The sequence below is a fragment of the Pontivivens nitratireducens genome (genome assembly GCF_011290545.1).
GTDB lineage: Bacteria > Pseudomonadota > Alphaproteobacteria > Rhodobacterales > Rhodobacteraceae > Pontivivens > Pontivivens nitratireducens.
On sequence record NZ_CP049811.1, the window covers coordinates 516,972 to 542,288 of the forward strand.

Sequence of the window (25,317 nt, forward strand, 5' to 3'; positions counted from 1 at the left end):
AGATGCTTTGTTCCTTCGCCTGAGCAGATGCGGTCACCGCCGCACCCCCGGCGCCTCGATCAACAGCCCTTCGCCACGTAGCGCGAGGTAGGTTTCCAGCGCAAGGTATTCGTCCGACCCGGCCGCGAAGGGTTCAGCCCGGATGGACTCCATGCACCAGGTGAACATCCGGTGACGCGAACCCACTTCGTCCCATATGAGGCGAAAGATCGGAAAGGCGTTGATATGGCCCTGACTGATGGTGTCGCCGCGCAGTTTCTCGCCCGAGTGGTCCACGTGGCAATTCTGGCAGGACAGGTTCAACTGGCCGTGCCGGGTGGTGTAGATCTCCTCGCCCCGGTCGGCCCAGCCCTGCACCTGAGCGCTGGCATCGATCGACATCGCCAGCCCCCGCGACTGGTAACCGACGAGGGCGGTGAGGGCGAGCAGTTCTTGCGATTCGTAAGCCAATGCCTCGCCGCCGAGCCGCGTCTCGATCTCGCGGTTCAACATGCCTTCGAGGTTGATGACCCCTGCGCCATCCGGATCGGCGGTGGGATAGCGGGCGGCGACCCCGGCCATGCTGTCCTTCGGGTCGCCATGACAGGACCGGCAGGATCGTGCCTCACCGCTTGCGCCTGGCCAGGCGCGGTTCCAGATCTCCATGCCTTCGGCGACCAGAAAGAACGCCGGGTTCAGGAAATCGTCATCTTGCAATTCCTGCGTCGCGGGTTCCATGAAGGCGTAGCCCGAAATGGGTTGCTCCGACGTCTGTGCGACAACCGGAGCGGCGAGCAGAAACAGAATGGCCGCAAGGTGCTTCATGTCACTCGATCAATGTTGCAAGGAAGGCCACGACGTCCTCGACCTCCTGGGCTGAATAAATCGTCGTCCCCGACCATTCCCGCCCGACGCGGTACAGCCCCTCGGTCGAGAAATACGGCGGCATGATCGTATCGGGCGACAGGCGGCGGGCATCCATCACCCGTAGTCGCAACTCATCCGCGTCATAGATCGCCGCGACACCGTCCAGCGGCGGCCCCAGCTCGCCCTGGTCCCTGTCGGGCAGGGCCGCGATGCTGTGGCAGATCAGGCAACTTGCCCGGGACGGATCGCGGATCAGGGCGCGGCCCCTGTCGGCATCGCCGGGCGTGACAGTCAGGGCGGGGTGTGACGGGGTGGCCTGTGCAAGAGCCTGTCCGGACACACAGATCGCCAGCGCCAGCAGGAGGATCGACAAAGAGTGCTTCACGTGTGTCCTACCCGAAAATCCGGTGTGTCAGGGAGGTATACCAGCTTCTGGCGAAGTCGGCCTCGGACTGCCTGAAACCGTCGTTTGCGCCGACCGGACTGGTGCCGCCGGCGTCTTTCACCGATGCCAGGCGACCTTCGCCATTGACCCGGTACACCCCGGCGATCGAGATGCCGTAATCGGGTGCCACGAAGCTGTAGCACGTGTTCAGCAGCACGCCGCGTTCGGCGGCCGTGCCGCGCAGCAACGACGCCACCACATGGGCGCAGTTGGCGCCCTGAACGGCGGCAGAGAACCCGCTTTTCGGCATGTCACCCACAACGGCGGAGTCGCCCAGGACATGCACGCCGGGTGCATGCGGGGATTCGAATGTCGCCTCGTCGATCGGGCACCAGTCGCCGTTGCCGCCCAGCCCCGATCTCAGCAGGACCTCCGCCGCCCGCTGTGGCGGGATAAAGTTGACCACATCGCCTTTGAAGGTCTCGAAGGCGGTCTCTATGGTCATCGCGGCCGGATCGACATTGAGCACACCGCCGTTCTCGGCAAAGGGCACATGGGTGATCATGCCGGGATAAAGCCGCTCCCAGCCCTCGACAAAGAGCGGCTGCTTGGAAAAGGAATCCTTGCCGTCCAGAATGATGATCTTGGCGGTCGGGTTCGATTTGCCGAGGAAATGGGCGACCAGGCTGGCCCGTTCATAGGGCCCCGGCGGGCAGCGATAGGGATTGTTCGGCACCGACATCAGAAAGGTGCCGCCCTCGGGCATGGCGGCCAGTTGATCGCGCAGCAATTCCGTCTGGGCGCCGGCCTTCCACGCATGCGGCATGACCTCGGTGGCCGCGGCGTCATAGCCCGGCACCTCGTCCAGTTTCAGGTCTATGCCGGGGGACACAATCGCCCGGTCGTAAGCCAGCTCTTGCCCGTCGTCGAGCACGATCATGTTGCGTGCCGCGTCGATCCGGGTTGCGACACCGCGCCTGACCGAGACCCCGGCCGAGATCAGCGCCTCGTAGCCGAAAGTGATCTGCGACATGGGGATCTCGCCCGCGATGACGAGGTTGGAAAACGGGCAGGTGGAAAAGGTCTCGGTCGCGACCACAAGGGTCACGTCGATATCGGGCGCGATGTCGCGCAACGTACGGGCGGCTGAGGCGCCGCCAAACCCGCCACCGACGATGACGACGTGGCTTTTGCCTTGGCCCAGTGAGGGTGCCGCGAGCAAAGACGCCGAAATAAACGAGGAGGACGCGACAATCGCCTGCCGCCGGGTGTAGCCGACCATCACTTTTCCTCCTTGCGGGACAGGAACCGCGCCAGGTCTTCGATTTCCCGCGCGGTCAGCCCGGCGACAAAATTGTGCATGATGGTGACGGTGCTGCCAGCCTGCCTGAACCCGGTCAGTGTATCGGTCAGCTCCTCGAAGCTCCGGTCACCGATCTTCGGAATCGCGGTCGCGCTATCGTTATGGCAAACCGCACAGGATTCCGCCGTGATCTCGGCAGACGTATCCTGTGCCAAACCGGCCCCGCCTGAACAAATTAAGGCGAGTATTATCAGTGGCCTAAACATTGTCCCTCAGACATCCTCCGGCTGTTTCGCTGCAAGGTCGCATAGAACAGGATTGGATTTTTTGACTTTACGTATTCGGAAACGCAATATCTTGGCACTACCCATTTCGGTGTGCATCCCGCAATGTGCAGACAGCATGACACAGGCGAAGACCGCCGTCACCCGGGAGGCGAAAAGTATGGCTGGCAGATATCCACGTTTCGATGCCCGGATCTCGCGCCGGAGCCTGTGTCTGGGAACCACGTCGCTGCTGGCTCTCGGAGTGCCGGGCCTGTCGCGCGCATCCGAGGCCGACGTGCTCGAGGCCATCGCCGAGGATTTCGGCGATGTCGCCTTCGCAGAGGGGGAGATTCTCGTCGACATGCCGGATTTCTCGGACTCCGGCAAATCGGTTCCGATGACGGTGACGGTCCCATGCTCGATGGAGGGTCTGGATTATCCCGAGGTCGTCGCCGTCTACGCCGCCCGCAACCCGCGTCCGCGGATCGTTGCGGTGTATTTCACGCCGGCCTGCGGCGAGGCGACGTTTTCAACCCGTGTGCGTCTCGATTCCTATCAGGATGTCACCTTTGTGGTGAAAATGGCCACCGGTGAGGTGTTTCAATACGTGCGTCAGGTGGATGTCACCTACGGCGCGTGTGAGCAGCCCGTTGCAAGTGACCAGTTTCCGGATGGCTGGGCGCCGCAAATCCGCCTCGCGGTGCCCGGTACCGTCGAAGCGGGCGCGCAGGTCGAGATCCGCACGATCATCTCGCACCCGATGGAGACCGGTTTTCGCTACAACTCCAGGGGCCTCACGATCCCGGTACGGATTGCCGAATGGTTTCGCTGTTTCGCGAATGAGACGCTGGCCTTTTCCGCCAGGCTGGAGCCGGCGATCTCGGCCAACCCCTATATGGCGTTCCCCCTCAAGGTCGATGAAACGACGCACTTGCGGTTCGAATGGGTCGATACGAATGGCGATATTTATACGGACAGCGCCGACATCACCGTTGCCTAGGCGGGCGGGCGCGGGGCTGGCATGGGCGGCGGTCATGCTGGTCTCGGCGACGCCTGCACTGGGCTGGGAACCGGCAGACCTTCGCAGGTTGAAGAACACGATTTCATGCTCCGATTGCGACCTCACGGGCGCCAATCTTGTCCGCACCGACCTGCGTGCCTCGTCTCTGACCGGGGCCGATCTGACCGGCGCGACGCTGTCCTACAGCAGTTTCATCGGAGCGGACCTGAGCGGGGCGGATCTTGGCAGGGCCGACCTGAGCGGGGCGAACCTGTTCTACGCCGATCTGTCCGGCGCAGATCTTTCCGGCGCGGATCTGACCGGCGCCAATCTTGCAGGCGCCCGACTGTCCGGGGCGGTGCTGACCGGCACCGACCTGAGCGGGGCGAACCTGTTCCGGGCAGATCTGACCGATGCCCGGATGCAGGGCGCGGACCTCGGCAGTGCCTCGCTTGCCAGTGCCGATCTCACCGGGGCCGATCTCACCGGGGCGGATGTCGACAGGGCGCTTCTGGTGGAGGCCACGCTTTGCGGAACCACCCTGCCTGACGGGACGGTGGCCGATGAGGAATGTTAGGATGGACGAGGGGAGAACCGGCATGGCGGCAGCACGCAGAGCCTTCGGACCAGGGCTGCGCCGGGCCGCACTGGCTGTCCTTGCCGCGCTGGTCTTGTTTTCCGCCGCCATCGCGCAACCCTATGAGGACAATCCCCCGCCGCTGATCGACCGGTTGACGCCGGAGGTTCTTGCCGCCGTCTTTCCGGAGGTGGACCGGGTCGAGATGGTCGCGGATGACGGGCCCGTCGCGGCGGCGGCGTACCGCAACGGAGACCCCGTCGGCTATGTCTTTTCCACTCTGGACGTGGTCCGCGCGCCGGGCTATTCGAGCACGCCCTTCGACGTCGTGGCGGGCGTGGACCTTGACGGGCGCATCACAGGAGCGGTGGTGCTGTTCCATCGTGAACCCTATCTGATCAACGACACATGGCGCACCGCGCAGCTGGTGAAATTCCTGTCCGCGATGGCAGGGGGCGAGGCGAGGCTCGGCGCGGAGACCGCGCTGCCGCCGGGCTTTGTGGCCGGGGCCACGATCTCGGCCCGGGCGATGCGCAATGCGGTGCAGGAAAGCGCGCGAATGGTGCTGCGGTTTCGGACCGAGGAGATCGTGGTGACCGAACCCACGATCGACATGATCAACTTCAAGCCGATGAGCGTGGAGGAACTGGTGGCCGACGGTGCCCTGGCACGGGCACGGATCACCAATGCCGATCTTGCCGCGGCGCTGGCGCGTGCCGGTCTTGGTGATCTCTTGCCGGAAGTCCCGACCAAGGGCAGTGCGGACGGCCTCTATGCCGATCTGGTGGTGGGCTATGCCAACCCTCCGAAGGTGGGGCGCAACGGCGTGGGGCTGGAACCCTACGATCAGCTGATCAACGGCACGGCGCCGGGGACGATGGCGATCTACGCAGGCTCGCTCGGCGGTGTCTACGACCACCGGGGCACCCGGTACAACAACCTGTCCAACCGCTTTGCGCTGGACAGGTTGAGCGTGTCGCAGGCCGGGCAGCATTATGAGTTCACCAAATCCGACATGATCCCGGCGCGCGGCCGGATTGCGGACCTGCTGACGCTGCCGGAGGGCAGCGGCTTCGACCCGATGCAGCCCTGGCGCGCCGAACTTCACGGCACGGCATTGCGGCCGGACGGCAGACGCGAAAGCTTCGTACTGGCCGAGATGGATTACACCCTGCCGCCGCATTACATCCTGCACCCCGAGCCTGCCGCCGCCCCGGCATGGGCGGAACCCTGGATCGAGGAAAGGTTCGAGATCGCGGTGCTCTGCGTGGCTCTCGGGGTGCTCACGGCGATTCTGGCGTTTCAGGGCGCGATCAGCCGCAGACGTTGGCTGCACCGCTATCTGCGCCTCGGTTTTCTGACATTCACCCTTGTCTGGGTCGGCTGGATCGCCAGCGCGCAACTGTCCATTGTCCACGTGATCAACTATCTCAAGGCACCGTCCGAGGATCTCGATTTCGGCTTCTACCTGGCCGAGCCGCTGATCGTGATCCTGTCGGTCTATACTGCGATCTCGCTGGTCCTGTTGGGACGTGGCGTGTTCTGCGGCTGGCTGTGCCCCTTCGGCGCCTTGCAGGAGCTTCTGGCCCATCTGGCGCGCAAGCTGCGCCTGCCGCAGTGGAACCCGAAAGAGCGGCTTCAGCGGCACCTTTGGATGGGCAAGTATCTCTCGCTGTCGGCCATTCTGACGCTGGTGGTCGTAGCCCCCGAGGCAGCGATCGTGGCCGAGGAAGTCGAGCCGTTCAAGACCGCGATCACCGCGATGTTCGTGCGCGGCCTGCCTTATGTGATCTACGCATTGATCCTGCTGGGAATCGGGCTGTTTACAGAACGCGCCTTCTGCCGCTTCCTCTGTCCGCTGGGCGGGGCGCTGGCGATCCTGGACCGGCTGCACCTCGTCGACCTGCTCAAGCGGCGCCCGGAATGCGGCAGCCCGTGCCATCTGTGTGAAAGGTCCTGCCCGGTCAAGGCCATCGAACGATCCGGCAAGATCATCATGGCCGAGTGTTTCCAGTGTCTCGACTGCCAGGTCGAATATTACGACGATCGCAGGTGCCCGCCCCTCGCGAAGGCCCGCAAGCTGCAACTGCGCCAGCTGAAACAGCCGGCCCGCAACCCGGCCAATGTGCCGGCAGAGACGCCGGCATGAGCGGGCACCCGACACGGCGCAGGATGCTTCGCATTCTCGGCGCGGGCCTTGCCCTGCCGCTTGGTGCGCTGGGGTTGCGGACCCTGCGCGGTGCGCCCGAACCGGTGCAGTGGCATGGCGAGGTGCTGGGGGCCGTGTCGGGCATGACGTTGTGGCATCCGAACCCATCCGTGGCGCGGCGTGCGATCGGGCAGATGCTGATCGAGATCGAGCGCCTGGAATGCGTCTTCAGCCTGTATCGGACAGACAGTGAAATCGCGCGGCTCAACCGGAACGGGGTGCTTGTGTCGCCGTCGCGCGATTTGGTCGATGTGCTCGACCAAAGCCGCCGCATTGCCGACGCCAGCAGGGGCGCGTTCGATCCGACGATCCAGCCGCTATGGCGGTTTCACGCCTCGGGCGCGGCGGGGCGGCTCGATCGGGTGCGCGCGCTGGTCGATCACACCGCGCTGACCGCCGGGCCGAGCCGCATCGCATTCGCGCGCCGCGGGATGGCGCTGTCGCTCAACGGCATCGCGCAGGGATATATCACCGACAGGATCACCGAGATCCTCGGCAATGAAGGCTTCGAGAGGGCGGTCATCGAGCTGGGCGAGACGCGGGCTCTTGGCGCGTCTGCGGGGGGGCACCCCTTCCAGGTCGGGCTGATCGATCCCGGCGACCCCTCCGGCATCGCCCGCACCGTGGGTCTTTCGGACGCGGCGTTGTCGGTATCAGGAGGCTATGGTCTGAGGTTCGATGGATCGGGGCGCCATCACATCTTCGACCCCGCCACCGGTCGGAGCGCCAACAGCCTGTCGCAAGTCGCGGTGATCGCGCCGAAGGCGGTCTGGGCGGATGCGCTGTCGACAGCCATATACGTCGGCGGAGAGGCGCGGGCGGGTGACCTTCTGGGCAGCTATCCGGGCGCGCGCGCCATCCTCACGCGGACGGATGGCAGCCTGCGCGAGGTCTAGAGCAGGTTGCTGAAATAGTCGGATCTCGACGCGGTTAGATGAACATGATTCACCCTTGCCACGACAACGGCAGGGGTAACGATACGCGAACGGATGAGACAAGCGGTTCGCGGTTCAGCTAAGTTGATCTGGAGCAGCACATCCCTGCGCGGCACCCGCTGCGGAAGATCAGACAGGTGGTGAATGAGCGCTGGCCAAGTTCGAAGCGCTGTACACAGGTTTCGGCCGCCCCTCGATTGCACCTGAACCGGAGCTGTTGCACTAATTGATCAAGGTTGATCGATCGCCTGGGTGGATGCTTGGATTATGCGGCTTCGAAGAGTTTTCTGATGAACTGGATTTCGCCCAAAACACCCGGCTGTTTGTGGTGGCTGTGACCGCGTTTGATGGTTCGCATTGTCTCGCTCCCGCCGAGGGTCGCTTTGGCCGAGAGCAAAGATGGAAAACTTTGACGGTAGCTGAGCAGCCGCTTCATGGCTGCATGATCACTCTCTATCAGATTGTTGCGCCACTTTCTGTCGATGTGTCGAATGCTATCAAAATGCGGATCATACTGATGATTGATTTCGCGGATGACGCGACGACAAGCCTGCGCCTTGTCAGTCACGATTGTGATGGGTCGGGGTAAGCGGACGCGCGCAAATGCTTCTCTGTTCGCTTGGTGAGTTCCGGGCCAACTTCTGAACCCAGCGATACACGGTTGATCGGCCGACCAGTATGCCGCGCTCTGCCAGCAGTTCCACCACGTCCTGATACGAAAGCGGGAATCGGAGATATCACCGCACAGCACAAAGGATGATATCACGCGGAAAACGGTGGCGTTTGACGTGGCGAAGTCCTGAAAAACCCAGCCCGGGCGTCAGGCGTGGCGGGATGGTGAGGAACGCAGCGGCGTTTCATTCGTTTACCCGAAGCGATGCAGCAAATTCAGCTGCAAACCCCGGCAGCGGAAAAGGCAAAGGGCGGTGAGCGTGACGGCATTCGGTTCTTCGCGCCTTCAATCCGATTCCGGCTTCACCTTAGCCAGCGGCACCACCACGGGATGCGGAACCAACTGGGAGACGTTTCATGGAAGATAGACATTCACCCCTCCACACGGATCCTGCGTCGGCGGAACCCGTCCCGCGTGTCATGCTGGGGCTTCAGATCACGGCGGTCGCCATCCTGATCGGCTGGGCCCTGCACGCCACTGCGGCGGTCAGCGCGCTGCTGGTCGCGGCGTTCTTCGTGGCGGTGATGCTGGCGCCACTGGATGCCGCGGTGGCGGAGCGGACGGGCGGGCGGCGATGGCTCGGTCATATCGCGTCGCTGCTGGTGATGCTCGTGGTGCTGGTGGTGCTGGGCGCGGGGCTCTTCTTCGCGGTTCAGCGGATCGCGGCGGAGTTCCCCGCACTGGGCAGTGACCCGACCACACAAACCTCCGCCGACGCTGCCTCGGCAGGCATATCGCAGCCAAGCGGCACCCCGGCAGGTGAGCAAGGTGGTGCGCAGGACGGCGCGCAGGGCCTTCTCTCCGAATTTGAGCTGACGGTCGAGGATCTCGCCTCCAGCCTGATCGGCACCCTTGGCAATGTGGCCTTCACGGGGCTGCAATTCGCGGGTTCTGCGGTAGGCGGGGTCGTGCTGGTGGTGTTTCTCGGGCTTATGATGCTGGTGGACGCGCCGGGATGGCACCGGCGGATCGCGCGCGTGGCGGGCGAGGAACGCCGTGACAAGACGTTGCAGGCGATCACCGTGATGGGGCGCCTTGTCCGGCGCTTCGTGCTGGTGCGCGCCGCGATGGGGCTGGTGACGGCGGCGCTCTATATGATCTGGCTCTGGATCTTCGGTGTGGATCTGATCTTCGTATGGGGGATTCTGACCTTCCTGCTCAGCTTTGTGCCGAATCTCGGTTCGGTCGTCTCGGGCGTCCTGCCCACCGTTTACGTGTTCCTGACCAAGGATATCGGCACGGCAATCGCAGTGGCGGCTGGGCTGCTGGCGATCGAGCAGGTGATCGGCAATTTCGTCGATCCCCGCGTGCAGGGCCGCCAGATCTCGATCTCGCCGGTGGTGATCCTGACGGGGCTCCTCCTCTTCGCGTGGATCTGGGGCGTGCCGGGTACGCTTTTGTCAACGCCGGTGCTGATCGCGGCGCTTGTCATATGCGCCCGGATCGAACCGCTGCGCCCCGTGGCGCTGCTGCTGAGCGATCGCGACGATTACCGGGAACTGGACAAGATGTTGCAGGTTTAGCGCCCGGATGCTGGCCCGGTCCTGCGGATCGGGTCAGCTTCGGCTCTATGTTTCCCTGACGTGACGGGACCGGCAGCAGACCGATCACACCCTACGGAAACAGCCCCGGCATCCACGCCACCGATCTGGATGGTGGTGTGACGACAATGGAGTATGACGATCAAAGCCGTGTCACCGCGATCGAGGACGGTCTGGGCAACCGCGAAACGTGGGCTTACGCCGAGCAGGGACTCCTGACTTCCGCAGTCGATGCGACAGGCCTGATTACCTCCTACGAGTATGGCGCGATGGATCGGATCGTGCGCAGTGATATGCTGGCGAGCGGCGTCACGCTCTACGACTACGATGTTGCTGGACAGGTTTCGCGGATCGAGGATGCGCAGGGACGCGTCTCGACCTACGAATACGACGCCGTGGACCGGATGATCACATCGATCGATCCGGATCTGATCGGACGGAGTTTCGACTACGACGAGGCGGACAATGTCATCCAGGTCGTGGACGGTCGCGGCGAGGTCACCCGCTTCCGCTTCAGTCTATTCGAGCAGATGGTCGAGCGAACCGATCCGTTGGGCAATACGAGAACCCACGTCTACGATCTGCGCAGTAATCTCACTCGTATCAGACGAACTGATGGACGCTCTGAACTCGCAACCTACAATGGGCGCGGTCAGCACCTACGACGCAATCGGAAATCTCACGATGGCGCAGGATTCCGACAGCGCGTTGCGATACACATACGATCTGCTGTCGCGCCGGACCGGGATGACCGACCATCTGGACGCGGAGATCGGACATACTTGGGATCGGGCTGATCGGCTCGCGACACTGTCGCAGCCTTGGGGCGGCCAGATCGGCTTCACCTACGATGCGCAGGACCGCCGCCTCGCCGTCCCGCGCGCCAGCGGCGCGAATACGACACTGGCTACGATACCGGCGGGCGGCTGGGAAGCCTTGCGCATGTTGCGGATGGCATCGCGTTCCATAGGCGGTCGAGTTGCAGATCGATGCGATCAAAGAGGCGGCGCGGCTGTTCTATCTCGATACCGGACGTTATCCCAGCGAGCAGGAGGGTCTTGCCGCTTTGATGGCTTCGCCTGCCGACGCCTCGGCATGGCAGGGGCCTTACCTCGATAGTCAGAACCCTTTGCGCGATCCATGGGGCAGAGCCTATCTTTACGATGAAAACACTGGGACCGAGGGCCCGGTCATTCGCAGTCCGGGCCGCGACGGTGCTGTCGGCGGAACAGGCGAAGATACGGATCTGCCTTCCTGACCGATCAGGTCGCGCTGACGGCGGCGCGGGTTTGATGGAAGGGCTGCGTTTGGTGCAAAGTGCAATCGGCAATCCGGCGCTGCGCGTGGATATTTCCACGAGTATCGCCGCAATCCGCGACGGCGTGACGCTGAGCGCAACGCTCGGTCAGCACTCTCTCCTGCTGGAACCTTTGCGCCACGCGATCACGCTTGGAGAGCAGAGCAACCGTCTGGCGGATATGCGGGGGACCATCGCACGAACGCTGGAGATGCGAGGGAGGACCCTCGCTTTCGATCCGGTTATTCCGCCACTTCCGATCAGTGTGCCGTATGCTGTCGAAGTGGGGATCGTAGCGGCCGTTCAGATCGTGGATCACCTTCCGATATCCGGCGCCCCATGTCTGTGCAAATGGAACGGGCCGGTAGAGACGGACGTTTTCCATGGCCTGCGTTAGGCCTTGGCTTTCGCATCACGTCCTGCCGTGAGATGGAATTCGATGAACTGCCCCGTTTGGACCAGCCCGCGCCGGGGGCAGAGCATGCTGTGACTTGTCCTTTTCGCGTGGTGAATGTTACGTTATAACATATCTCGAATCACCTAGCCCTGGACCGCCCTGAAATGACCTCTGCCGCTCCACCGACCGACACACGCTTGCCCGTCACGGTGCTGACGGGGTTTCTCGGCGCGGGAAAAACCACGCTTCTGAATTCGGTTCTGCGCGCGAAAGCCGGACCCGGACTTGCCGTCATCGTGAATGAGTTTGGCGAGGCTGGCCTGGATCACGATCTGATCGAGGCAGTAGACGAAGAAATCATCCTGATGCAATCGGGATGTCTGTGCTGTTCGGTTCGTGGCGATCTGACGCGCACGATGGCGGACCTGATCAACCGCCGACAAGCAGGCGACATTGCTTTCGAGCGGGTGATAATCGAGACGACAGGCTTGGCCGATCCCGGCCCGATCCTGCAAACTCTGCTGGTCGATCCCTATCTTTCGCGCAATGTGCGTATGGATGGCGTGGTGACGGTCGCCGATGCCGCAACGGGGCCTGATACGCTCGACAGACAGTTCGAAGCCGTGTCGCAGATTGCGATGGCGGACCTGCTGGTGCTCAGCAAAACCGAACTCGTCTCGGCCGCGACGACAGAGGCCTTCGAGGCAAGGCTGCGTGTGCTCAATCCGACGGCACGCCTGCTGCGCGCCGATCACGGGGACCTTCCGGCCGGGGCCTTGTGGAACCTGAGCGGTCTGCGAAATACAGCGACACCGCAGCAGACGCTGAGCTGGCTTACTCCCCGCGACCCCGCTCCCGATCCGCTCGCGAATCTGTCCGGTCTCGCCCCGGCGCAATCCACCCCAGACGCGACATTGTCGCCGCATGACGCGCGAATAGGTTCGGCCTCCATCGTTCTGGACGATCCCATCCCCGGTGCCGCCTTTGACCTCTGGCTCGATACGCTGATCGTATTACGCGGACCAGACATCCTGCGCGTGAAAGGCATCGTGTTCATCGAAGGTATCGAGGCGCCCTTCGTCTTTCACGGTGTTCAGCATGTGTTCGATCCGCCCGTGCCGATGCGCGATTGGCCAGGCGGCGACCGACGCTCGCGCATCGTCGTGATCGCGCGCGACATGACGCGCCCCGAACTGGTGCGCAGTCTCGACATGCTGCGCGCGCGGATTCCTGAAACAACCGACACTCTTCGTTCCGAGGACCCTGCATGAAAAATGAAAAACTGCCCGTAACCGTGCTTTCCGGCTTTCTGGGCGCCGGCAAGACCACCCTGCTGAACCGCGTTTTGAACAACCGCGACGGACGACGGGTGGCGGTCATCGTGAACGACATGTCCGAAGTGAATATCGACGCCGATCTCGTGCGTGCCGACACCGACCTCAGCCGCACCGAAGAAACCTTGGTCGAAATGTCCAACGGCTGCATTTGCTGCACGCTGCGCGACGACCTGCTGGTCGAGGTTCGCCGCCTGGCCGAGGAAGACCGGTTCGACACGCTGCTGATTGAATCCACCGGCGTTTCAGAACCGCTGCCCGTCGCCGCCACTTTCGATTTCCGCGATGCCGAGGGGCAGAGCCTGTCGGACGTCGCGCGGCTCGACACGATGGTGACGGTGGTGGACGCGGTAAACCTGATGGGCAACTACTCCAGCCATGATTTCCTGCGCGACCGGGGCGATACATCTGGCGAGGGCGATGAGCGCACATTGGTGGACCTGCTGGTCGAACAGATTGAGTTTGCGGACGTCGTGATCCTCAACAAGATCGCGGATGCGACGCACGATCAGGTGGACGCCGCGCGCAAGATCATCCGCAGCCTGAATGCCGATGCCCGCATCATCGAGACGTCGCATTCGGACGTGCCTGCGTCCGCGATCCTAGATACGGGGCTGTTCGATTTTCAGAAGGCCCACGAACACCCGATGTGGGCCAAAGAGCTATACGGCTTTGCCGACCACGTGCCCGAAACCGAGGAATACGGCGTGGCCTCCTACGTCTATCGCGCGCGCCAACCCTTCGTACCCGAGGCTATTCACGCCGTGCTGACCGACGAAATGCCGGGCGTGATCCGCGCGAAAGGCCATTTCTGGATGGCGACGCGACCTGATTGGGTGGCCGAATTCTCGCTGGCCGGTGCGCTGTCTTCGGTCAAGCCGCTGGGCAACTGGTGGGCAACGGTCCCGCGTGAACGCTGGCCCGACAATGAGAGCGGCAAAGCCTATCTTGCCGCGCAATGGCAGGAGCCATGGGGCGACCGTCGGCAGGAAATCGTGTTCATCGGTGCCGGCATCGACTGGGCCAAGCTAAAGGCACGACTGGACGCGGCGCTGCTGCCCGAAGGCGCAGGAAACACGGTCGAGACGCTGCCAAATCTGCCCGATCCGTTCCCCGGCTGGCGGCGGGTTGAGGACGCGGCATGAAGCGGAATCTTGGCCAGACAACCCTGAAGCGTCGCCAAAGAACCGTCGATCCGATGACCACCTACGACGCGCTGCCGCCAGTGCTGCGCCGCTGGCTAGCCGAGGCCACGTTACCTTGGTCGCCCGCATCCTGCCGCCGTATCTGGTTTGCAACACTTGCAAGGGGTGACGGTGAGGTGGCGGCAATTGCCCGTCTTGACCGGGCGCAGCGAAAGACCCTCTCCCGCGATCGGCTCACGCAATCGGGTCCTGCGAATTCCTGATCAGCACCAAAGGAAAAGAACATGAACCGTCCCAGACTACCTACTGCCCTGCTTGGCGCACTCGCGGCAATGGCCACGCCTGCCTTTGCCGACGACGAGGCCGTTGCCTGGCGTCTGTTCGTGGCAGACCACACGTCACCGACCGTTTCGGCCATTGACCTCGACGACCCGGAAGAACGCTGGACGTTCGATCTGGCCGGACCGGCGAAGCTTTATTCGACGGCGGATCAGGCTCTGGTCATCGCCGTGCAATCGGACAACGAACAGGTCGATTTTCTGCAAAGCGGACTGGCCATTGCCAAGCATGGCGGCCATGCAGATATCGAGCTGTCCGAGCCGGGCCATCTCGGCATGATCGAGGGACCACGTCCATTTCATGTCGTCAATCATAGCGGTTCGGTTGCGATCACCTTCGACAGGGGCGGCTACGCATCCATTCTCGAAGAGAGGGCGGTTCTAGAGGGCGACCTTGCGGAACAAATGGTCCCGATGAACGTCGCACATCATGGTTTTGTGGCAGATATGGGCGACTATTTCGTCAGCTCCATCGCGACGGAGGAGCCGATGGAAGAAGGCAAGGCGCCGCCTCGCATCGGTATCGGAAGTTTTGCCGCCGACGGCACCCCAATGGGCGAGGCGCACATCTGCACTGACCTGCATGGGGAAGCGTTCTCGGGCAGTTTCCTGCTGGCCGGATGCAAGGAGGGGGTGATCGCACATGACACGACGGGTGGGCCGGATGCGTTCACGATGTTGCCCTACCCCGATAACTTCCCCGAGGACAGCACAGGTTTCCTGCTGGGCGCGAAGGCGATGCAGATCTTTCTGGGCGACTATGACGGAACCTCGGTCGTGATCGTCGATCCCGTGACGGAGCCATATTTCACTCGCGTCGAGTTGCCCTTTCGCGAGGTCGATTTCATCCTCGATCCTGCCGATCCGCGAATGGCCTACATCTTTACCGAGGACGGATCGCTTCACCGGCTGAACATGCTATCGGCCCAGATCGAGCAGAGCGCGCAGATCACCCAGCCTTATTCGATGGACGGCCACTGGCGCGATCCGCGGCCCCGGATGAGTCTGGCGCATGACCGGTTGATCCTGACCGATCCGCTGGAGGCAGCCCTGCGCGTCATCGACACGCAAGACCTCGCCGAGATCGAAACCATCGCAGTCGAAGGCATTCCGTACAACGTGATTGCGGTCGGCGGCAGCGGCCTCACACACTGAGGGCCAGTCTGGCGCGCGCCCCTTCGCAGGCGCGCGCCAAAACAGATATTCCCCTGCGATCCCTGTCGTGCAAGGCCCCGGCCCTACACGCGCGCCTCTGCCTCTGACTTCAGCCTGCGCGCGGCCCCGCCGGGCGCGGCGTCCCAGACCGCGATCCAGCGATAGAAGACCGGTGTCAGGAACAGGGTAAACACCGTGGCAAAACCCAGACCGCCCACGATCACCCAGCCCACGGCGATGCGCGCCTCCGCCCCCGCGCCCGAGGTCAGGATCAAGGGCAACCCCCCGAAGACCGTTGAGATCATCGTCATCATCACCGGGCGGATCCGCAGGCGCAGCGCGCTTCGGATGGCGGTGTCGATATCCTCACCCGCCTCACGCAGCTGATTTGCAAACTCGACGATCAGGATGCCGTTCTTCGCCATGACCCCGATCAGCATCACCAGGCCGATCTGACTGTAATAGTTCAGCGAACCGCCGGTCATGGAGATCGCCAGCAGCGCCGCGGCAAGGCCGAAGGGCACCGTCATCATGATAACAACCGCGCTGGCAAAACTCTCAAACTGTGCCGAGAGCACCAGAAGCACGACGATCAGCGCCACGCCGAAAACCATGTAGATGTCGCCTTGAGAATCGTCGAGCGTCGCGGCCTCTCCGGTGAAGGTAATGCCCATGCCGTCGGGCAGAACCTGGTCGGATATGGCAAGCACCCTAGCCATCGCGCTCGACAGGTCCACACCCTCCCCCAGATTTGCCTGCATCGCGACGGACAGCGCCCCGCCCAGACGTTGGATCTGCGCGTCGCTGACCACCATATCCAGCGAAGCGACCGCAGATAGCGGGATAAACGCGCCATTGTCGAGGCGGATGGACATGGACGCGATATCGGGCGGATCGTCGATCGGCGGCCCGCCGGGCAGGACGTTGACGTCCGTTTCCACATCATCGGCAAAGACGCTGACAGCAACATCCCCTTGCACCATGGCGCGGATCAGGGCGGTAACATCCGAACTGTTCAGCCCCATATCGCCGGCGGCGCTGTCATCGACGGTCACTTCCAACTGCGCATTGACACTGTTGTTGGACAGTTGCGGGTTCAGAAACGTAGCGTCCTGCGACATCGCCGCCGCAAGGGCATCTGCGGCTTCGGTCATATTGGCGAGGTTCGTGCCCGTCACCGCGAAGCTCAACCCGCCGCCCGCGCCCCGAATGTTGAGGCTGTTGGTAGACCGCGCGCTGACCTGCACCCCGGGGACCGAGGCGAGACGACCGCTGATCTGGGCGATCAGCTCCTGCTGGGTTACGTCGCGCGCCGACCAGTCCGGCAGGCGGACGACGATAAAGGCACTGGTTCCGCCGCCGACGCCGATGATGCTCTGCACCGTCTCGATCTGGCCGCTCTCCTGATACGGCGCCAGAATATCCTCCACCAACAGCACCTGCGTGTCGAGGTAATCGACCGTCGTGTCCGAGGCACCCCGCGCCTGCACCAGAAAGAAACCCCGGTCCTCTTCGGGCGTGACAGTCGAGGGCAGCGTCATCGCGGCCCCCATGGCGATGATGGCAAAACCGATGGCGACCGACACGACCAGCAGGGGCGTGCGAATGGCGAAATCCATCACGCGGTCAAAGGCGCGGGACATGGGCCCGGGTTCCGTTTGCCCCGCCTCGACCTGCGTCTTTCCGGGGTCCAGCAGGGCTGACAGAACCGGCGCGAGGGTCAGCGCCGTGATCGACGACAGCGTCACCGCGAAGGCGAGCACGAAGCCGAATTCCGAAAAGACACCCCCCGCCTGACCGGGCAGGAACGAAATCGGTATGAACACCGCAGCCAGCGTTGCCGTTGTGGAAATGACGGCAAAGAAAACCTCGTTGGTGCCCGATGCAGCGGCGGCAAAGGCCCCCATGCCCGACTTGCGCTTGCGCACGATGTTCTCAACCACGACGATGGCGTCATCCACCACCATGCCCGTCGCCAGAACCAGCGCGAGCAGGCTGATCGTGTTGACGGAAAACCCGGTCAGCCAGATCGCGGCCAGCGTACCGATCAGCGCCACCGGGATCGTGACCGCCGGGATCAACGTCGCCCGGGGGGAGCGCAGGAACAGAAAGATCACGGCGACCACGATGCCGGTGGCCATGAGGATGGATTTGACGACTTCGTTGATCGACCCTTCGATAAAGATACCGTCGTTCGAGGTGACCAGCAGTTGCACGCCTTCGGGCAATTGTTCGCGCAATTCATCCACCGCGACAGCCACCTCGCGGGAGATTTCCAGCGTATTGCCAACCGATTGCCGGGTGATATCCAGACTGATGGCGGTTTCCCCATTCACGCGGGTGAGAACGTTCGCATCCTCGGGGATCAGCTGGACAAAGGCGACATCCGCGACGCGGGTCGTGTCGTTGATCGGCAGCTGGTTTATGGTCTCCACCGCGACGGCCTCGTTGCCCACCCGCAGTGACAGCGTCTGGGATTCACTCGTAAGCTCGCCAAGGGCCGTGTCATCACGCAACTGCGCCAGCGCGGCGGAAACGTCAAAGATGGTCAGACCGCGGCTCATCAGCGAGGGCATGTTCACCGCCACCCTGAATTCATCGGCACGGTCGCCGCGCACCGTCACCTCCGCAATGCCGTCGATCAGCGAGAGGCGTTCATATACCGTGTTTTCAGCCAGATAGGTCAGCGTGTCGAGGCTGGCATCCCCCAGCAGGGCAAGGCGAATGATCGCATCGGCGTTGCTGTCACTCTTGCTGACGCTGGGATCGTCGATATCATCCGGCAGGGACCGCAGCGTGCCCGACACGATCTCCCGCGTCTCGTTTGCGGCGACGTTGACATCCGTGCCGTCGGACAGGTCGATGGTGATCCGGCTGGACCCCGCGCTGGAGGTGGACTCGATATAGGCCATCCCCTCAAGCGCGCTCAGCGCATCTTCGAGCACTTGGGTGACTTCGGTGTCCACCGTACTTGCCACCGCGCCGTCATAGTTGGTCCTGACGGAGAGGACGGGCCGGTCCACATCGGGCATTTCGCGGATGTCCACACTGCCGAGCGCCGCCAGCCCGGCGATGATGATCAGCAGGTTCAGCACGATCCCGAAAATCGGCCGCGCAACGAAGATATCGGCGAACCCGGCCTTGTGCGCTCGTTTTTCCAGACTCATGCGTCCGATCCCCTGCGTGCGTTGGCATCAGTGACCTGCGCGCCCTCACGCAGCTTCGATGCCCCCTCGGCCACGATCTGCGCGCCCAGGGGGGCATCTGACTCAACCCAGACCTGATCCCCCTCGCGGTAGCGGATGGTAACGGCCACGCGGCGGACGCGGCCTTCCTCGACGATCCAGACCCCAGCGCCGGTGCGATCCCAGGTGATTGCCGTTGCAGGCACGACGGGCAAGGCATCGGTGTCTTCGGTCATGCGGATGGCAAAGGTCATGCCGGCCAGCAACAATCCGTCGGGGTTGTCGATCTCCGCCTCCACGGTGGCGCTGCGCGTCACGCTGTCGAGGCGGCTGTCAAAGGCGGTGATCTCACCCTCGAAAATCCGGCCCGCATAAGTCGGTGTGGAGACGAAAACCCGCTTGCCTTCGCTCAACAGACCGATGGAGCGTTCGGGCACCTCGAATGTGGCGAGCAGGCTGGTGCTGTCATCAATCGTGACGATGGCATCCCCGCTCGACACACGATCCCCGACGCTGACATCGCTCAGCCCCAATTGGCCCGAAATCGGGGCGGTTATCGTTCGGTCATCCAGCGCGACCTCGGCCAGTCCGACATTGGCTTCGGCCAGACGCAAGGCAATGCGCGCGTCGGCAAATGCCACGTCCGTCACGATCGAGCTGCCATTGCTGCGCAGCCCCTCATAGCGGGTGACGGTGGCCTGCGCCTGATCCCGGTTGGCCTGTGCGATCTCCAGCGCCAGCCGTTGCGTGCGATCATCCAGACGCAACAGGACATCACCCTTTTCCACCATCTGGTTGGCATGCAACGCAGTCTCGACCACCTCGCCCGCATCCGTCGCGGTAACTTCGGTGCGGTGAAGTGAGACAGCACTGCCGACGGTTCGCAGAACGAGGGTGTAGGCCCGCGCCTCCAGCGGGGTCAGAACCACCGTCGTCGCGCGCCCCTGCCCCTGCCGCCCGGTTCGTGCGGGCTGTGGGGCACTGGCCGTTTCGGTCGTGCTTGCCCCCCAGAATTGGCTGACCTGCTCGGGAACACCGAAAGCGATGCCATAGGCGCCTGCAATGATGACGAGGGATAAGATGGCGAAGAATGATTTTTGCACTGGCTTCTCGGCTCCTCAGGGGCGCTGTCCATCCGGACAGGTTATCGTAATCTTTGCTCAGTCAAACACCATCGCGCCGAGAGTGGGGACGCCAGGCCAGCTTTCATCAGCTTAGGGCTCATCAACTCAGGGATTGATGGTCTGGCCCCCAAAGGTGTTCACGCTTTTTCTTATACGATCATCCAATCCCATTCCGTCGCGCCGATTTGGATTATTCTCACCAAAGGACAATTTCCTTGCCAAACCCGGCTGACGCGGATCAACGCCCTGCCCGCAGTTCGGCTGATACTGGATATTCTGAACAGCGCCAGCACGCTGTTCTTTCTGCGTATTCCGCCATCCTCGGGTGGAATGCCATCACTTCGGGCCATGCGGATCGGAACTTCCCGATCCTGCGCGTTGTTCTAGCTGAGATGGAGGTATTCATGACCGATCATGGCAACAGGAAACCCGACTGGTGGAAAGGCGCTGTCATCTACCAGATTTACCCCCGCAGCTATCTGGATACGACCGGCAGCGGGACTGGCGACCTGCGCGGCATCACGCGCAAACTGGACTACATCGCCGATCTGGGCGTGGACGCGATCTGGATATCGCCGTTCGTCGCGTCCCCGATGCTCGATTTCGGCTATGATGTATCGGATTATCTGGCGGTCGATCCGCTGTTCGGAACACTCGACGATTTCCGGCAATTGCTGGACGCCGCGCATCAGCGCGGGCTGAAGGTGCTGATGGATCAGGTGCTGTCGCACACCTCCGATCAACACGCCTGGTTCCTCGAAAGCCGTCAGGACCGCGACAATCCCAAGGCCGACTGGTATGTCTGGGCCGACCCGACGCAGACAGGCGGCCCGCCGAACAACTGGCTGTCGGTCTTTGGCGGTCCGTCGTGGCAGTGGGAACCGCGTCGCGGGCAATACTACCTGCACAACTTCCTGCGCCAGCAACCCGACCTCAACTATCATTGCGAGCAGGTGCAGCAGGCCGTGCTGGACACCTGCCGGTTCTGGCTGGATCTGGGGGTGGACGGGTTCCGGCTGGACGTGTGTGCCTTCTACTTTCACGACCGCGAACTGCGCGACAACCCCCCCAATCCGGTCCAGCCGGAGGGCGCGCATTTCATGTTCAACCCCTATTCCATGCAAGCGCACAAATACGATATCGGGCGGCCCGAAAATCTGGAATTTCTCGAACGGTTGCGCGCCCTTTGCGACACATACGATGACAGAATCCTTCTGGGCGAACTCAATCAGGAGGACGGCGAGGAACTGCACAAAAGCTACACCGCCGGGCATCGCCTTCACATCGCCTATGGCTACTGGCTTCTCGGCTCTGAGGAGGTCAGCGCAGCGCTGTTTCGCGATACGGCCCGCGAACTGGGATATGGCGACGGTGACGGCTGGCCGTGCTGGGCGCTGGACAATCACGACTTCACCCGCAGCCTGACCCGTCTGGGGTTGGAGCGTAACCCCGAGGCAGGGCCGATCCTGACAGCGGCGATGACGTTGCTGCGCGGGGCCTCGTGCCTCTATCAGGGGGCGGAATTGTCCCTGCCCGAGGCACAGCTGCCCTATGACCGCATTCGCGATCCCTACGGGCGCGAATTCTTCCCGGCATACAAGGGCCGCGACGGCGCGCGCACCCCGATGCCATGGAACAGGGACACCCCCCATGCAGGCTTTTCCGAGGCCGAGCCATGGCTGCCGGTGGTCGAACCGCATCAGATATCTGCCGTTGATGTGCAGCAGGTGACCCTCGGCTCACCGCTCAACCGGGTGCGCACGTTCCTGAAATGGCGGCGCGAACAGCCCGAGCTGCTGCAAGGCAGCATGAGCTTTCTCGACCTGCCCGAACCATTGCTGGGCATCCGGCGCAGCGGCGAGGGCCGGTCGATCATCTGCATCCTCAACCTGTCGAACGACGAGGTCGTGCACGAATGTACCGAGGATTTCTGCGGAACGCCGATCACCGGGCATGGCTTCACGGCCATTCACCGCAACGGCATGCTGGAAATCCCGGCCTTCGGCGCGTGGTTCGGGGCGACGGAATGACCGGCGGGCGCGATATCCTTCTGGCGGACGCAATCCTGCGTGGCGGGCAACCGACCTTCGATGCGCGCGACTGGTGGCGCGGTGCTGTCTTCTATCAGATCTATCTGCGCAGCTTTCGCGACAGCAACGGCGACGGGATCGGCGACCTGCGAGGGGTGATCGAGAAGCTCGACTATATACAAGGGCTGGGCGTGGATGGTATCTGGCTGGCCCCGTTCTATCTGTCCCCGCAAAAGGATTTTGGCTACGATGTCAGCGACTTGCGCGCGATCGACCCCCGGTTCGGCACAATCGAGGATTTGCTGGAACTGATCGAGGAGGCGCATGATCGCGGGTTGCGCGTGCTGGCCGATTTCATCCCCTGCCACACGTCGGACGAACACAAATGGTTCCGCGACAGCCGGGCCTCGCAGGACAACGATCATGCCGACTGGTACGTCTGGGCGGATGCCTCTGCCGACGGAACGCCGCCGAACAACTGGCTGTCCTCGTTTGGCGGGCCGGCGTGGACGTGGGAACCCCGGCGGAGCCAGTATTATTACCACCCGTTCCTGACCTGCCAGCCCGCGCTGAACCTGCGCAACGAGGATACGTTGCAGGCCGTGATCGACGCGATGGCCTATTGGCGCGATCTGGGGATCGACGGGTTCCGGCTGGATGCGGTGCAATGCCTGTGCTGGGACGAGGCGCTGCGCTCCAACCCCGCGCGCGTCACGCAGACGGACGATGTGGCCTTGGGCGGCGGCCCGAACAATCCCTTCGCCCGGCAGGAACATCTGTTCGACCGCGATCTTCCGTTCGGCATGTCGATCATCGAGCGGTTTCGCAAGGAGCTGACCGACGGCCACCCGGAATTCGCCCTGATAGGGGAGCTGGCGGACGTGGACACCTCGCGTCTGGCCGTGAAATACACCGGCGGCCAGAACCGCCTGCACGCCGTCTACGATTTCGATCTGATCCAAAAGGGCAAGTCGATCCGGCGATGGGTCGAGACCCTGCGCGTTCGCTCCAGATTCATCAACTCCGGCTGGCTGTTGAACGTGATGACCAATCACGATTCGGAGCGCGCGGTCTCGAACCTCACCAAATTTGCCGAGGATGCCGGCCAGCGCGACGCCGGTGCCAAGCTTTTGCTCTTTCTTCAGGCCACGCTGAGGGGCGGCGCCATCGTGTTTCAGGGGGAGGAACTGGGCCTGCCGCAACCGAAGCTGGACTTCGAGGACCTTCAGGATCCGTGGGGCATCAACCTCTATCCCGATTTCGCGGGGCGTGATGGCGTGCGCACCCCTTTCCCGTGGCGGCACGACCTCAAGAGGGGCGGCTTTACCGATGGAAAGTCCTCGTGGCTGCCGATCCCGAGGGAGCATCTGCTCCTGGCCGTGGACAAGCAGGAGCATGACGAAAACAGCGTCCTGTCGTTCTTTCGCGCGCTGATGGCCTGGCGCAAGGAGCACGCGTTCCTGCGCTGGGGGGGCGAGGTCGTTTGCGACGCCGACACCGTGCCGATCATCGCAATAGAGCGGCACGGCGACAACCGGGCGATCACCTTCCTGGCGAATTTCAGCCTCGAAGAGCGTTTCTACCCCTGCCCCGGCAAGCTGATCGCGTTTCCCCACTCCACCGCCCGGCAGGATGCAAAGGGCATTCACCTGCCCGGACTAAGCTTTGCCGCAACCTCGACGGACTGAACCGGGCGAGCGCGGACCCAAACCGCAGCGCCCCCAATCTCACATTCACCCCGCATCCGCTGAAAACGACAAAGAATTTAGAAAGTTGACAGCTGTTAACTCGAACATGGAACATCATCTACGCGCCTCTGATGCGGTTGGCGGCTGGTGAAAGAAACGGAACCCGTCATGAGTCAATGTCTCGACTTCTCACTTCACCCGCAGCCGGCCAGAAGGGCCGGTGCAATGAAGGAATGGCCACCCTTGTCGTTGCGCTGTGGTGACCTGCCACGAGATTTTTCCTCCACCATTGATTAGAGTCTGATCCAACTTGAGGACGGACTATGAAGCGAACGAGATTTACGGGCGACCAGATCATCGGCACCCTTTCGGAGCATGAAGCGGGTGCGAAGTGCGGCAAGCACGGCATGTCGGAGGGCACTTTCCGGCAAATCGCCCGTCCCTCCGGATATCGAAGTTGTGAATGATTTTGCAGCCCTGCCGCCTCCCGTAGTGCAATTGGGCAGGACGGGAAACGCATTGAAAGAAAACGATGACCTCGACGCTTCAGCCGTATTCGGCATGATTGCACGGGATGCAATTGATCTCTTCACGGGCGACGACTTCGCTAAAGTCAAGTTATGTGCAGGGGAAGACTGCTCTATTTATTTCGTGGATCATTCGCGCCCAAAGAAGAGAACATTCATCGAGCGGAACTTGAGAGCTGTCTAAATGGGATTATTGCACTAATTGATCAAGGTTGATTGATCGCTTGGGTGGATGCCTGGATTATGCGGCTTCGAAGAGTTTTCTGATGAACTGGATTTCGCCCAAAACACCCGGCTGTTTGTGGTGGATGTGACCGCGTTTGATGGTTCGCATTGTCTCGCTCCCGCCGAGGGTCGCTTTGGCCGAGAGCAAGGATGGAAAACTTTGACGGTAGCTGAGCAGCCGCTTCATGGCTGCATGATCACTCTATATCAGATTGTTGCGCCACTTTCTGTCGATGTGTCGAATGCTATCAAAATGCGGATCATACTGATGATTGATTTCGCGGATGACGCGACGATAAGCCTGCGCCTTGTCAATCACGATTATGATGGGTCGGGGTAAACGGACGCGCGCAAATGCCTTGTTCAGAAAGGCTTTGGCGGCTTTTGCATCCCGCCGCGCGGTGAGGAGGAAGTCGACCATTTGACCGTTCGCATCGACAGCGCGCCACAGATATCGCCATTTCCCGCCGACACGGATGTAGATCTCGTCAACGTGCCAATCGACGCTGGTCGGCCGCAAATACTTCTCTATTCGCTTGGTGAGTTCCGGGCCAAACTTCTGAACCCAGCGATACACGATTGATCGGTCGACCAGTATGCCGCGCTCTGCCAGCAGTTCCACCACGTCCTGATACGGGGCGGCCTCAAAAGCCAAAGAGTGGAAAGCTCGCATGTTTTAATGCAACAGTCCCGGAATACCTGCCCCGCATCGCCAGCGGGGAGCTGCGGTTGCAATCCATGGCGGTGACCGAGCCGACCACCGGCACGGACACCACCAAGCTCAAGACGACGGCGGGCAAAAAGGGTGATCGCTATGTAATCAACGGCCAGAAGGTCTGGATTAGCCGTATCCAGCATTCGGACCTGATGATCCTGCTGGCGCGCACCACTCAGTTGAATGAGGTCAAGAAGAAGTCCCAGGGCCTGTCGATCTTTATGGTCGATTTGAAAGAGGCCATCGGCAATGACATGGAGGTCCGCCCGGCGCAAACATGCCCGGGCATGAGACAATTGAAGTGTTCTTCGACAACCTCGAAATCCCCGCCCCAGCAGGTTGATAGAGCTGTCGATCCGAGCCGTTCATCAGCCACAATCTTGAATCGCGGTGAGCGAGATCGGCGGGCAGCTGCAAGCCGT

The 25,317-nt window shown here is 62.4% G+C and carries 22 protein-coding genes and 4 pseudogenes; 18 read left to right on the plus strand and 8 right to left on the minus strand.

What is annotated here, in order from left to right; genetic code table 11:
* Positions 1 to 33: 33 nt before the first annotated feature.
* The 4 genes from soxA to G8E03_RS02505 are packed head-to-tail and all read right to left on the minus strand — an operon-like array spanning position 34 to position 2,749.
* A complete protein-coding gene (gene soxA, locus G8E03_RS02490) occupies positions 34 to 804 on the minus strand; it encodes a sulfur oxidation c-type cytochrome SoxA (RefSeq protein ID WP_166188323.1) in 771 nt (256 codons plus the stop codon).
* A 1-nt stretch (position 805) separates the two neighbouring features.
* Complete coding sequence (gene soxX / locus G8E03_RS02495) at positions 806 to 1,219, minus strand: sulfur oxidation c-type cytochrome SoxX (RefSeq protein ID WP_166188325.1); 414 nt, start codon at positions 1,217 to 1,219, stop codon at positions 806 to 808.
* A gap of 19 nt (positions 1,220 to 1,238) precedes the next feature.
* On the minus strand, positions 1,239 to 2,513 hold the full coding sequence (locus tag G8E03_RS02500) for an NAD(P)/FAD-dependent oxidoreductase (RefSeq protein WP_166188328.1): 1,275 nt from the start codon (positions 2,511 to 2,513) through the stop codon (positions 1,239 to 1,241).
* Positions 2,513 to 2,749: a c-type cytochrome gene (locus G8E03_RS02505; protein WP_166188330.1), complete on the minus strand. Its 237-nt coding sequence runs from the start codon at positions 2,747 to 2,749 to the stop codon at positions 2,513 to 2,515. Before G8E03_RS02505 ends, G8E03_RS02500 begins: the two co-directional genes overlap by 1 nt.
* 229 nt (positions 2,750 to 2,978) lie before the next feature.
* Between G8E03_RS02505 and G8E03_RS02510 the strand changes: the two genes are divergently transcribed.
* From G8E03_RS02510 to G8E03_RS17640, 5 genes and pseudogenes are all read left to right on the plus strand, one after another.
* Positions 2,979 to 3,800 carry a thiosulfate oxidation carrier protein SoxY gene (locus G8E03_RS02510; RefSeq protein WP_166188332.1) on the plus strand — a complete coding sequence of 274 codons (822 nt, stop codon included), beginning with the start codon at positions 2,979 to 2,981 and terminating at the stop codon, positions 3,798 to 3,800.
* The gene (locus G8E03_RS02515) at positions 3,793 to 4,377 is read left to right on the plus strand and encodes a pentapeptide repeat-containing protein (RefSeq protein ID WP_205793195.1); all 585 of its coding nucleotides are present in this window, start codon (positions 3,793 to 3,795) and stop codon (positions 4,375 to 4,377) included. Before G8E03_RS02510 ends, G8E03_RS02515 begins: the two co-directional genes overlap by 8 nt.
* A 1-nt stretch (position 4,378) precedes the next feature.
* Entirely contained in the window at positions 4,379 to 6,526 is a 2,148-nt protein-coding gene (locus G8E03_RS02520; RefSeq protein ID WP_166188336.1) for a NosR/NirI family protein, read from the plus strand.
* A gap of 23 nt (positions 6,527 to 6,549) precedes the next feature.
* A complete protein-coding gene (locus G8E03_RS02525) occupies positions 6,550 to 7,482 on the plus strand; it encodes an FAD:protein FMN transferase (protein WP_205793197.1) in 933 nt (310 codons plus the stop codon).
* 128 nt (positions 7,483 to 7,610) lie between these two features.
* Positions 7,611 to 7,729 (plus strand): annotated as a pseudogene (locus G8E03_RS17640) (transposase); the annotation flags it as partial.
* Between the two features lie 57 nt (positions 7,730 to 7,786).
* On the opposite strand, the pseudogene G8E03_RS17665 reads toward G8E03_RS17640, so the two are convergent.
* Positions 7,787 to 8,357: pseudogene (locus tag G8E03_RS17665) on the minus strand (IS6 family transposase).
* A gap of 193 nt (positions 8,358 to 8,550) precedes the next feature.
* Here G8E03_RS17665 and G8E03_RS02540 point away from each other — a divergent pair.
* The 8 genes from G8E03_RS02540 to G8E03_RS02575 all read left to right on the plus strand — a co-directional run bounded on the left by G8E03_RS02540 (position 8,551) and on the right by G8E03_RS02575 (position 15,401).
* Positions 8,551 to 9,717: an AI-2E family transporter gene (locus G8E03_RS02540; protein WP_166188341.1), complete on the plus strand. Its 1,167-nt coding sequence runs from the start codon at positions 8,551 to 8,553 to the stop codon at positions 9,715 to 9,717.
* 137 nt (positions 9,718 to 9,854) lie between these two features.
* Positions 9,855 to 10,532, plus strand: coding sequence for an RHS repeat protein (locus G8E03_RS02545; protein ID WP_166188343.1), 678 nt, complete (start codon positions 9,855 to 9,857; stop codon positions 10,530 to 10,532).
* A gap of 182 nt (positions 10,533 to 10,714) precedes the next feature.
* Entirely contained in the window at positions 10,715 to 10,993 is a 279-nt protein-coding gene (locus tag G8E03_RS17405) for a type II secretion system protein GspG (RefSeq protein WP_240910394.1), read from the plus strand.
* 52 nt (positions 10,994 to 11,045) lie between these two features.
* Positions 11,046 to 11,429: a hypothetical protein gene (locus G8E03_RS02555; protein ID WP_166188347.1), complete on the plus strand. Its 384-nt coding sequence runs from the start codon at positions 11,046 to 11,048 to the stop codon at positions 11,427 to 11,429.
* 164 nt (positions 11,430 to 11,593) lie between these two features.
* Positions 11,594 to 12,700 carry a CobW family GTP-binding protein gene (locus G8E03_RS02560; protein WP_166188349.1) on the plus strand — a complete coding sequence of 369 codons (1,107 nt, stop codon included), beginning with the start codon at positions 11,594 to 11,596 and terminating at the stop codon, positions 12,698 to 12,700.
* Positions 12,697 to 13,908, plus strand: a complete 1,212-nt coding sequence (locus G8E03_RS02565) for a GTP-binding protein (protein WP_166188352.1) — start codon at positions 12,697 to 12,699, stop codon at positions 13,906 to 13,908. The genes G8E03_RS02560 and G8E03_RS02565 overlap by 4 nt, the downstream gene beginning before the upstream one ends.
* On the plus strand, positions 13,905 to 14,171 hold the full coding sequence (locus tag G8E03_RS02570) for a DUF6525 family protein (protein ID WP_166188354.1): 267 nt from the start codon (positions 13,905 to 13,907) through the stop codon (positions 14,169 to 14,171). Before G8E03_RS02565 ends, G8E03_RS02570 begins: the two co-directional genes overlap by 4 nt.
* 21 nt (positions 14,172 to 14,192) lie before the next feature.
* Positions 14,193 to 15,401 (plus strand): metallochaperone AztD, encoded by a 1,209-nt coding sequence (locus G8E03_RS02575; RefSeq protein ID WP_240910395.1) that lies wholly within the window; start codon positions 14,193 to 14,195, stop codon positions 15,399 to 15,401.
* 83 nt (positions 15,402 to 15,484) lie between these two features.
* Here G8E03_RS02575 and G8E03_RS02580 read toward each other — a convergent pair whose 3' ends face one another.
* A complete protein-coding gene (locus G8E03_RS02580) occupies positions 15,485 to 18,568 on the minus strand; it encodes an efflux RND transporter permease subunit (RefSeq protein ID WP_166188357.1) in 3,084 nt (1,027 codons plus the stop codon).
* Positions 18,565 to 19,689 carry an efflux RND transporter periplasmic adaptor subunit gene (locus G8E03_RS02585; protein ID WP_166188359.1) on the minus strand — a complete coding sequence of 375 codons (1,125 nt, stop codon included), beginning with the start codon at positions 19,687 to 19,689 and terminating at the stop codon, positions 18,565 to 18,567. Before G8E03_RS02585 ends, G8E03_RS02580 begins: the two co-directional genes overlap by 4 nt.
* On the opposite strand from G8E03_RS02585, the gene G8E03_RS02590 reads away from it, so the two are divergent.
* The 4 genes from G8E03_RS02590 (at position 19,684) to G8E03_RS02605 (ending at position 24,139) form a co-directional block, all read left to right on the plus strand.
* Entirely contained in the window at positions 19,684 to 20,097 is a 414-nt protein-coding gene (locus G8E03_RS02590; RefSeq protein WP_166188361.1) for a hypothetical protein, read from the plus strand. The genes G8E03_RS02585 and G8E03_RS02590 overlap by 6 nt on opposite strands.
* Positions 20,098 to 20,114: 17 nt before the next feature.
* Positions 20,115 to 21,740 carry an alpha-glucosidase gene (locus tag G8E03_RS02595; protein ID WP_166188364.1) on the plus strand — a complete coding sequence of 542 codons (1,626 nt, stop codon included), beginning with the start codon at positions 20,115 to 20,117 and terminating at the stop codon, positions 21,738 to 21,740.
* Positions 21,737 to 23,428: an alpha-amylase family glycosyl hydrolase gene (locus tag G8E03_RS02600; protein WP_166188366.1), complete on the plus strand. Its 1,692-nt coding sequence runs from the start codon at positions 21,737 to 21,739 to the stop codon at positions 23,426 to 23,428. The genes G8E03_RS02595 and G8E03_RS02600 overlap by 4 nt, the downstream gene beginning before the upstream one ends.
* Before the next feature lie 375 nt (positions 23,429 to 23,803).
* On the plus strand, positions 23,804 to 24,139 hold the full coding sequence (locus G8E03_RS02605) for an ABATE domain-containing protein (RefSeq protein WP_240910396.1): 336 nt from the start codon (positions 23,804 to 23,806) through the stop codon (positions 24,137 to 24,139).
* Positions 24,140 to 24,196: 57 nt separating this feature from the next.
* Here the strand turns inward: G8E03_RS02605 and G8E03_RS02610 are convergent.
* Positions 24,197 to 24,814 (minus strand): annotated as a pseudogene (locus G8E03_RS02610) (IS6 family transposase); the annotation flags it as partial.
* A 62-nt stretch (positions 24,815 to 24,876) separates the two neighbouring features.
* Between G8E03_RS02610 and G8E03_RS02615 the strand changes: the two are divergent.
* Positions 24,877 to 25,226 (plus strand): annotated as a pseudogene (locus tag G8E03_RS02615) (acyl-CoA dehydrogenase family protein); the annotation flags it as partial.
* Positions 25,227 to 25,317: the final 91 nt, after the last annotated feature.

Excerpts from the sequence above, each read along its gene's own strand:
- G8E03_RS02520 (WP_166188336.1), top strand. The coding sequence starts at position 4,379 with ATGGACGAGGGGAGAACCGGCATGGCGGCAGCACGCAGAGCCTTCGGA.
- G8E03_RS02605 (WP_240910396.1), top strand. The coding sequence starts at position 23,804 with ATGAAGCGGGTGCGAAGTGCGGCAAGCACGGCATGTCGGAGGGCACTT.
- G8E03_RS02570 (WP_166188354.1), top strand. The coding sequence starts at position 13,905 with ATGAAGCGGAATCTTGGCCAGACAACCCTGAAGCGTCGCCAAAGAACC.
- soxA (WP_166188323.1), bottom strand. The coding sequence starts at position 804 with ATGAAGCACCTTGCGGCCATTCTGTTTCTGCTCGCCGCTCCGGTTGTC.
- G8E03_RS02580 (WP_166188357.1), bottom strand. The coding sequence starts at position 18,568 with ATGAGTCTGGAAAAACGAGCGCACAAGGCCGGGTTCGCCGATATCTTC.
- G8E03_RS02565 (WP_166188352.1), top strand. The coding sequence starts at position 12,697 with ATGAAAAATGAAAAACTGCCCGTAACCGTGCTTTCCGGCTTTCTGGGC.
- G8E03_RS02500 (WP_166188328.1), bottom strand. The coding sequence starts at position 2,513 with ATGGTCGGCTACACCCGGCGGCAGGCGATTGTCGCGTCCTCCTCGTTT.
- G8E03_RS02575 (WP_240910395.1), top strand. The coding sequence starts at position 14,193 with ATGAACCGTCCCAGACTACCTACTGCCCTGCTTGGCGCACTCGCGGCA.
- G8E03_RS02510 (WP_166188332.1), top strand. The coding sequence starts at position 2,979 with ATGGCTGGCAGATATCCACGTTTCGATGCCCGGATCTCGCGCCGGAGC.
- G8E03_RS02525 (WP_205793197.1), top strand. The coding sequence starts at position 6,550 with ATGCTTCGCATTCTCGGCGCGGGCCTTGCCCTGCCGCTTGGTGCGCTG.
- G8E03_RS02595 (WP_166188364.1), top strand. The coding sequence starts at position 20,115 with ATGACCGATCATGGCAACAGGAAACCCGACTGGTGGAAAGGCGCTGTC.
- G8E03_RS02600 (WP_166188366.1), top strand. The coding sequence starts at position 21,737 with ATGACCGGCGGGCGCGATATCCTTCTGGCGGACGCAATCCTGCGTGGC.
- G8E03_RS02540 (WP_166188341.1), top strand. The coding sequence starts at position 8,551 with ATGGAAGATAGACATTCACCCCTCCACACGGATCCTGCGTCGGCGGAA.
- G8E03_RS02560 (WP_166188349.1), top strand. The coding sequence starts at position 11,594 with ATGACCTCTGCCGCTCCACCGACCGACACACGCTTGCCCGTCACGGTG.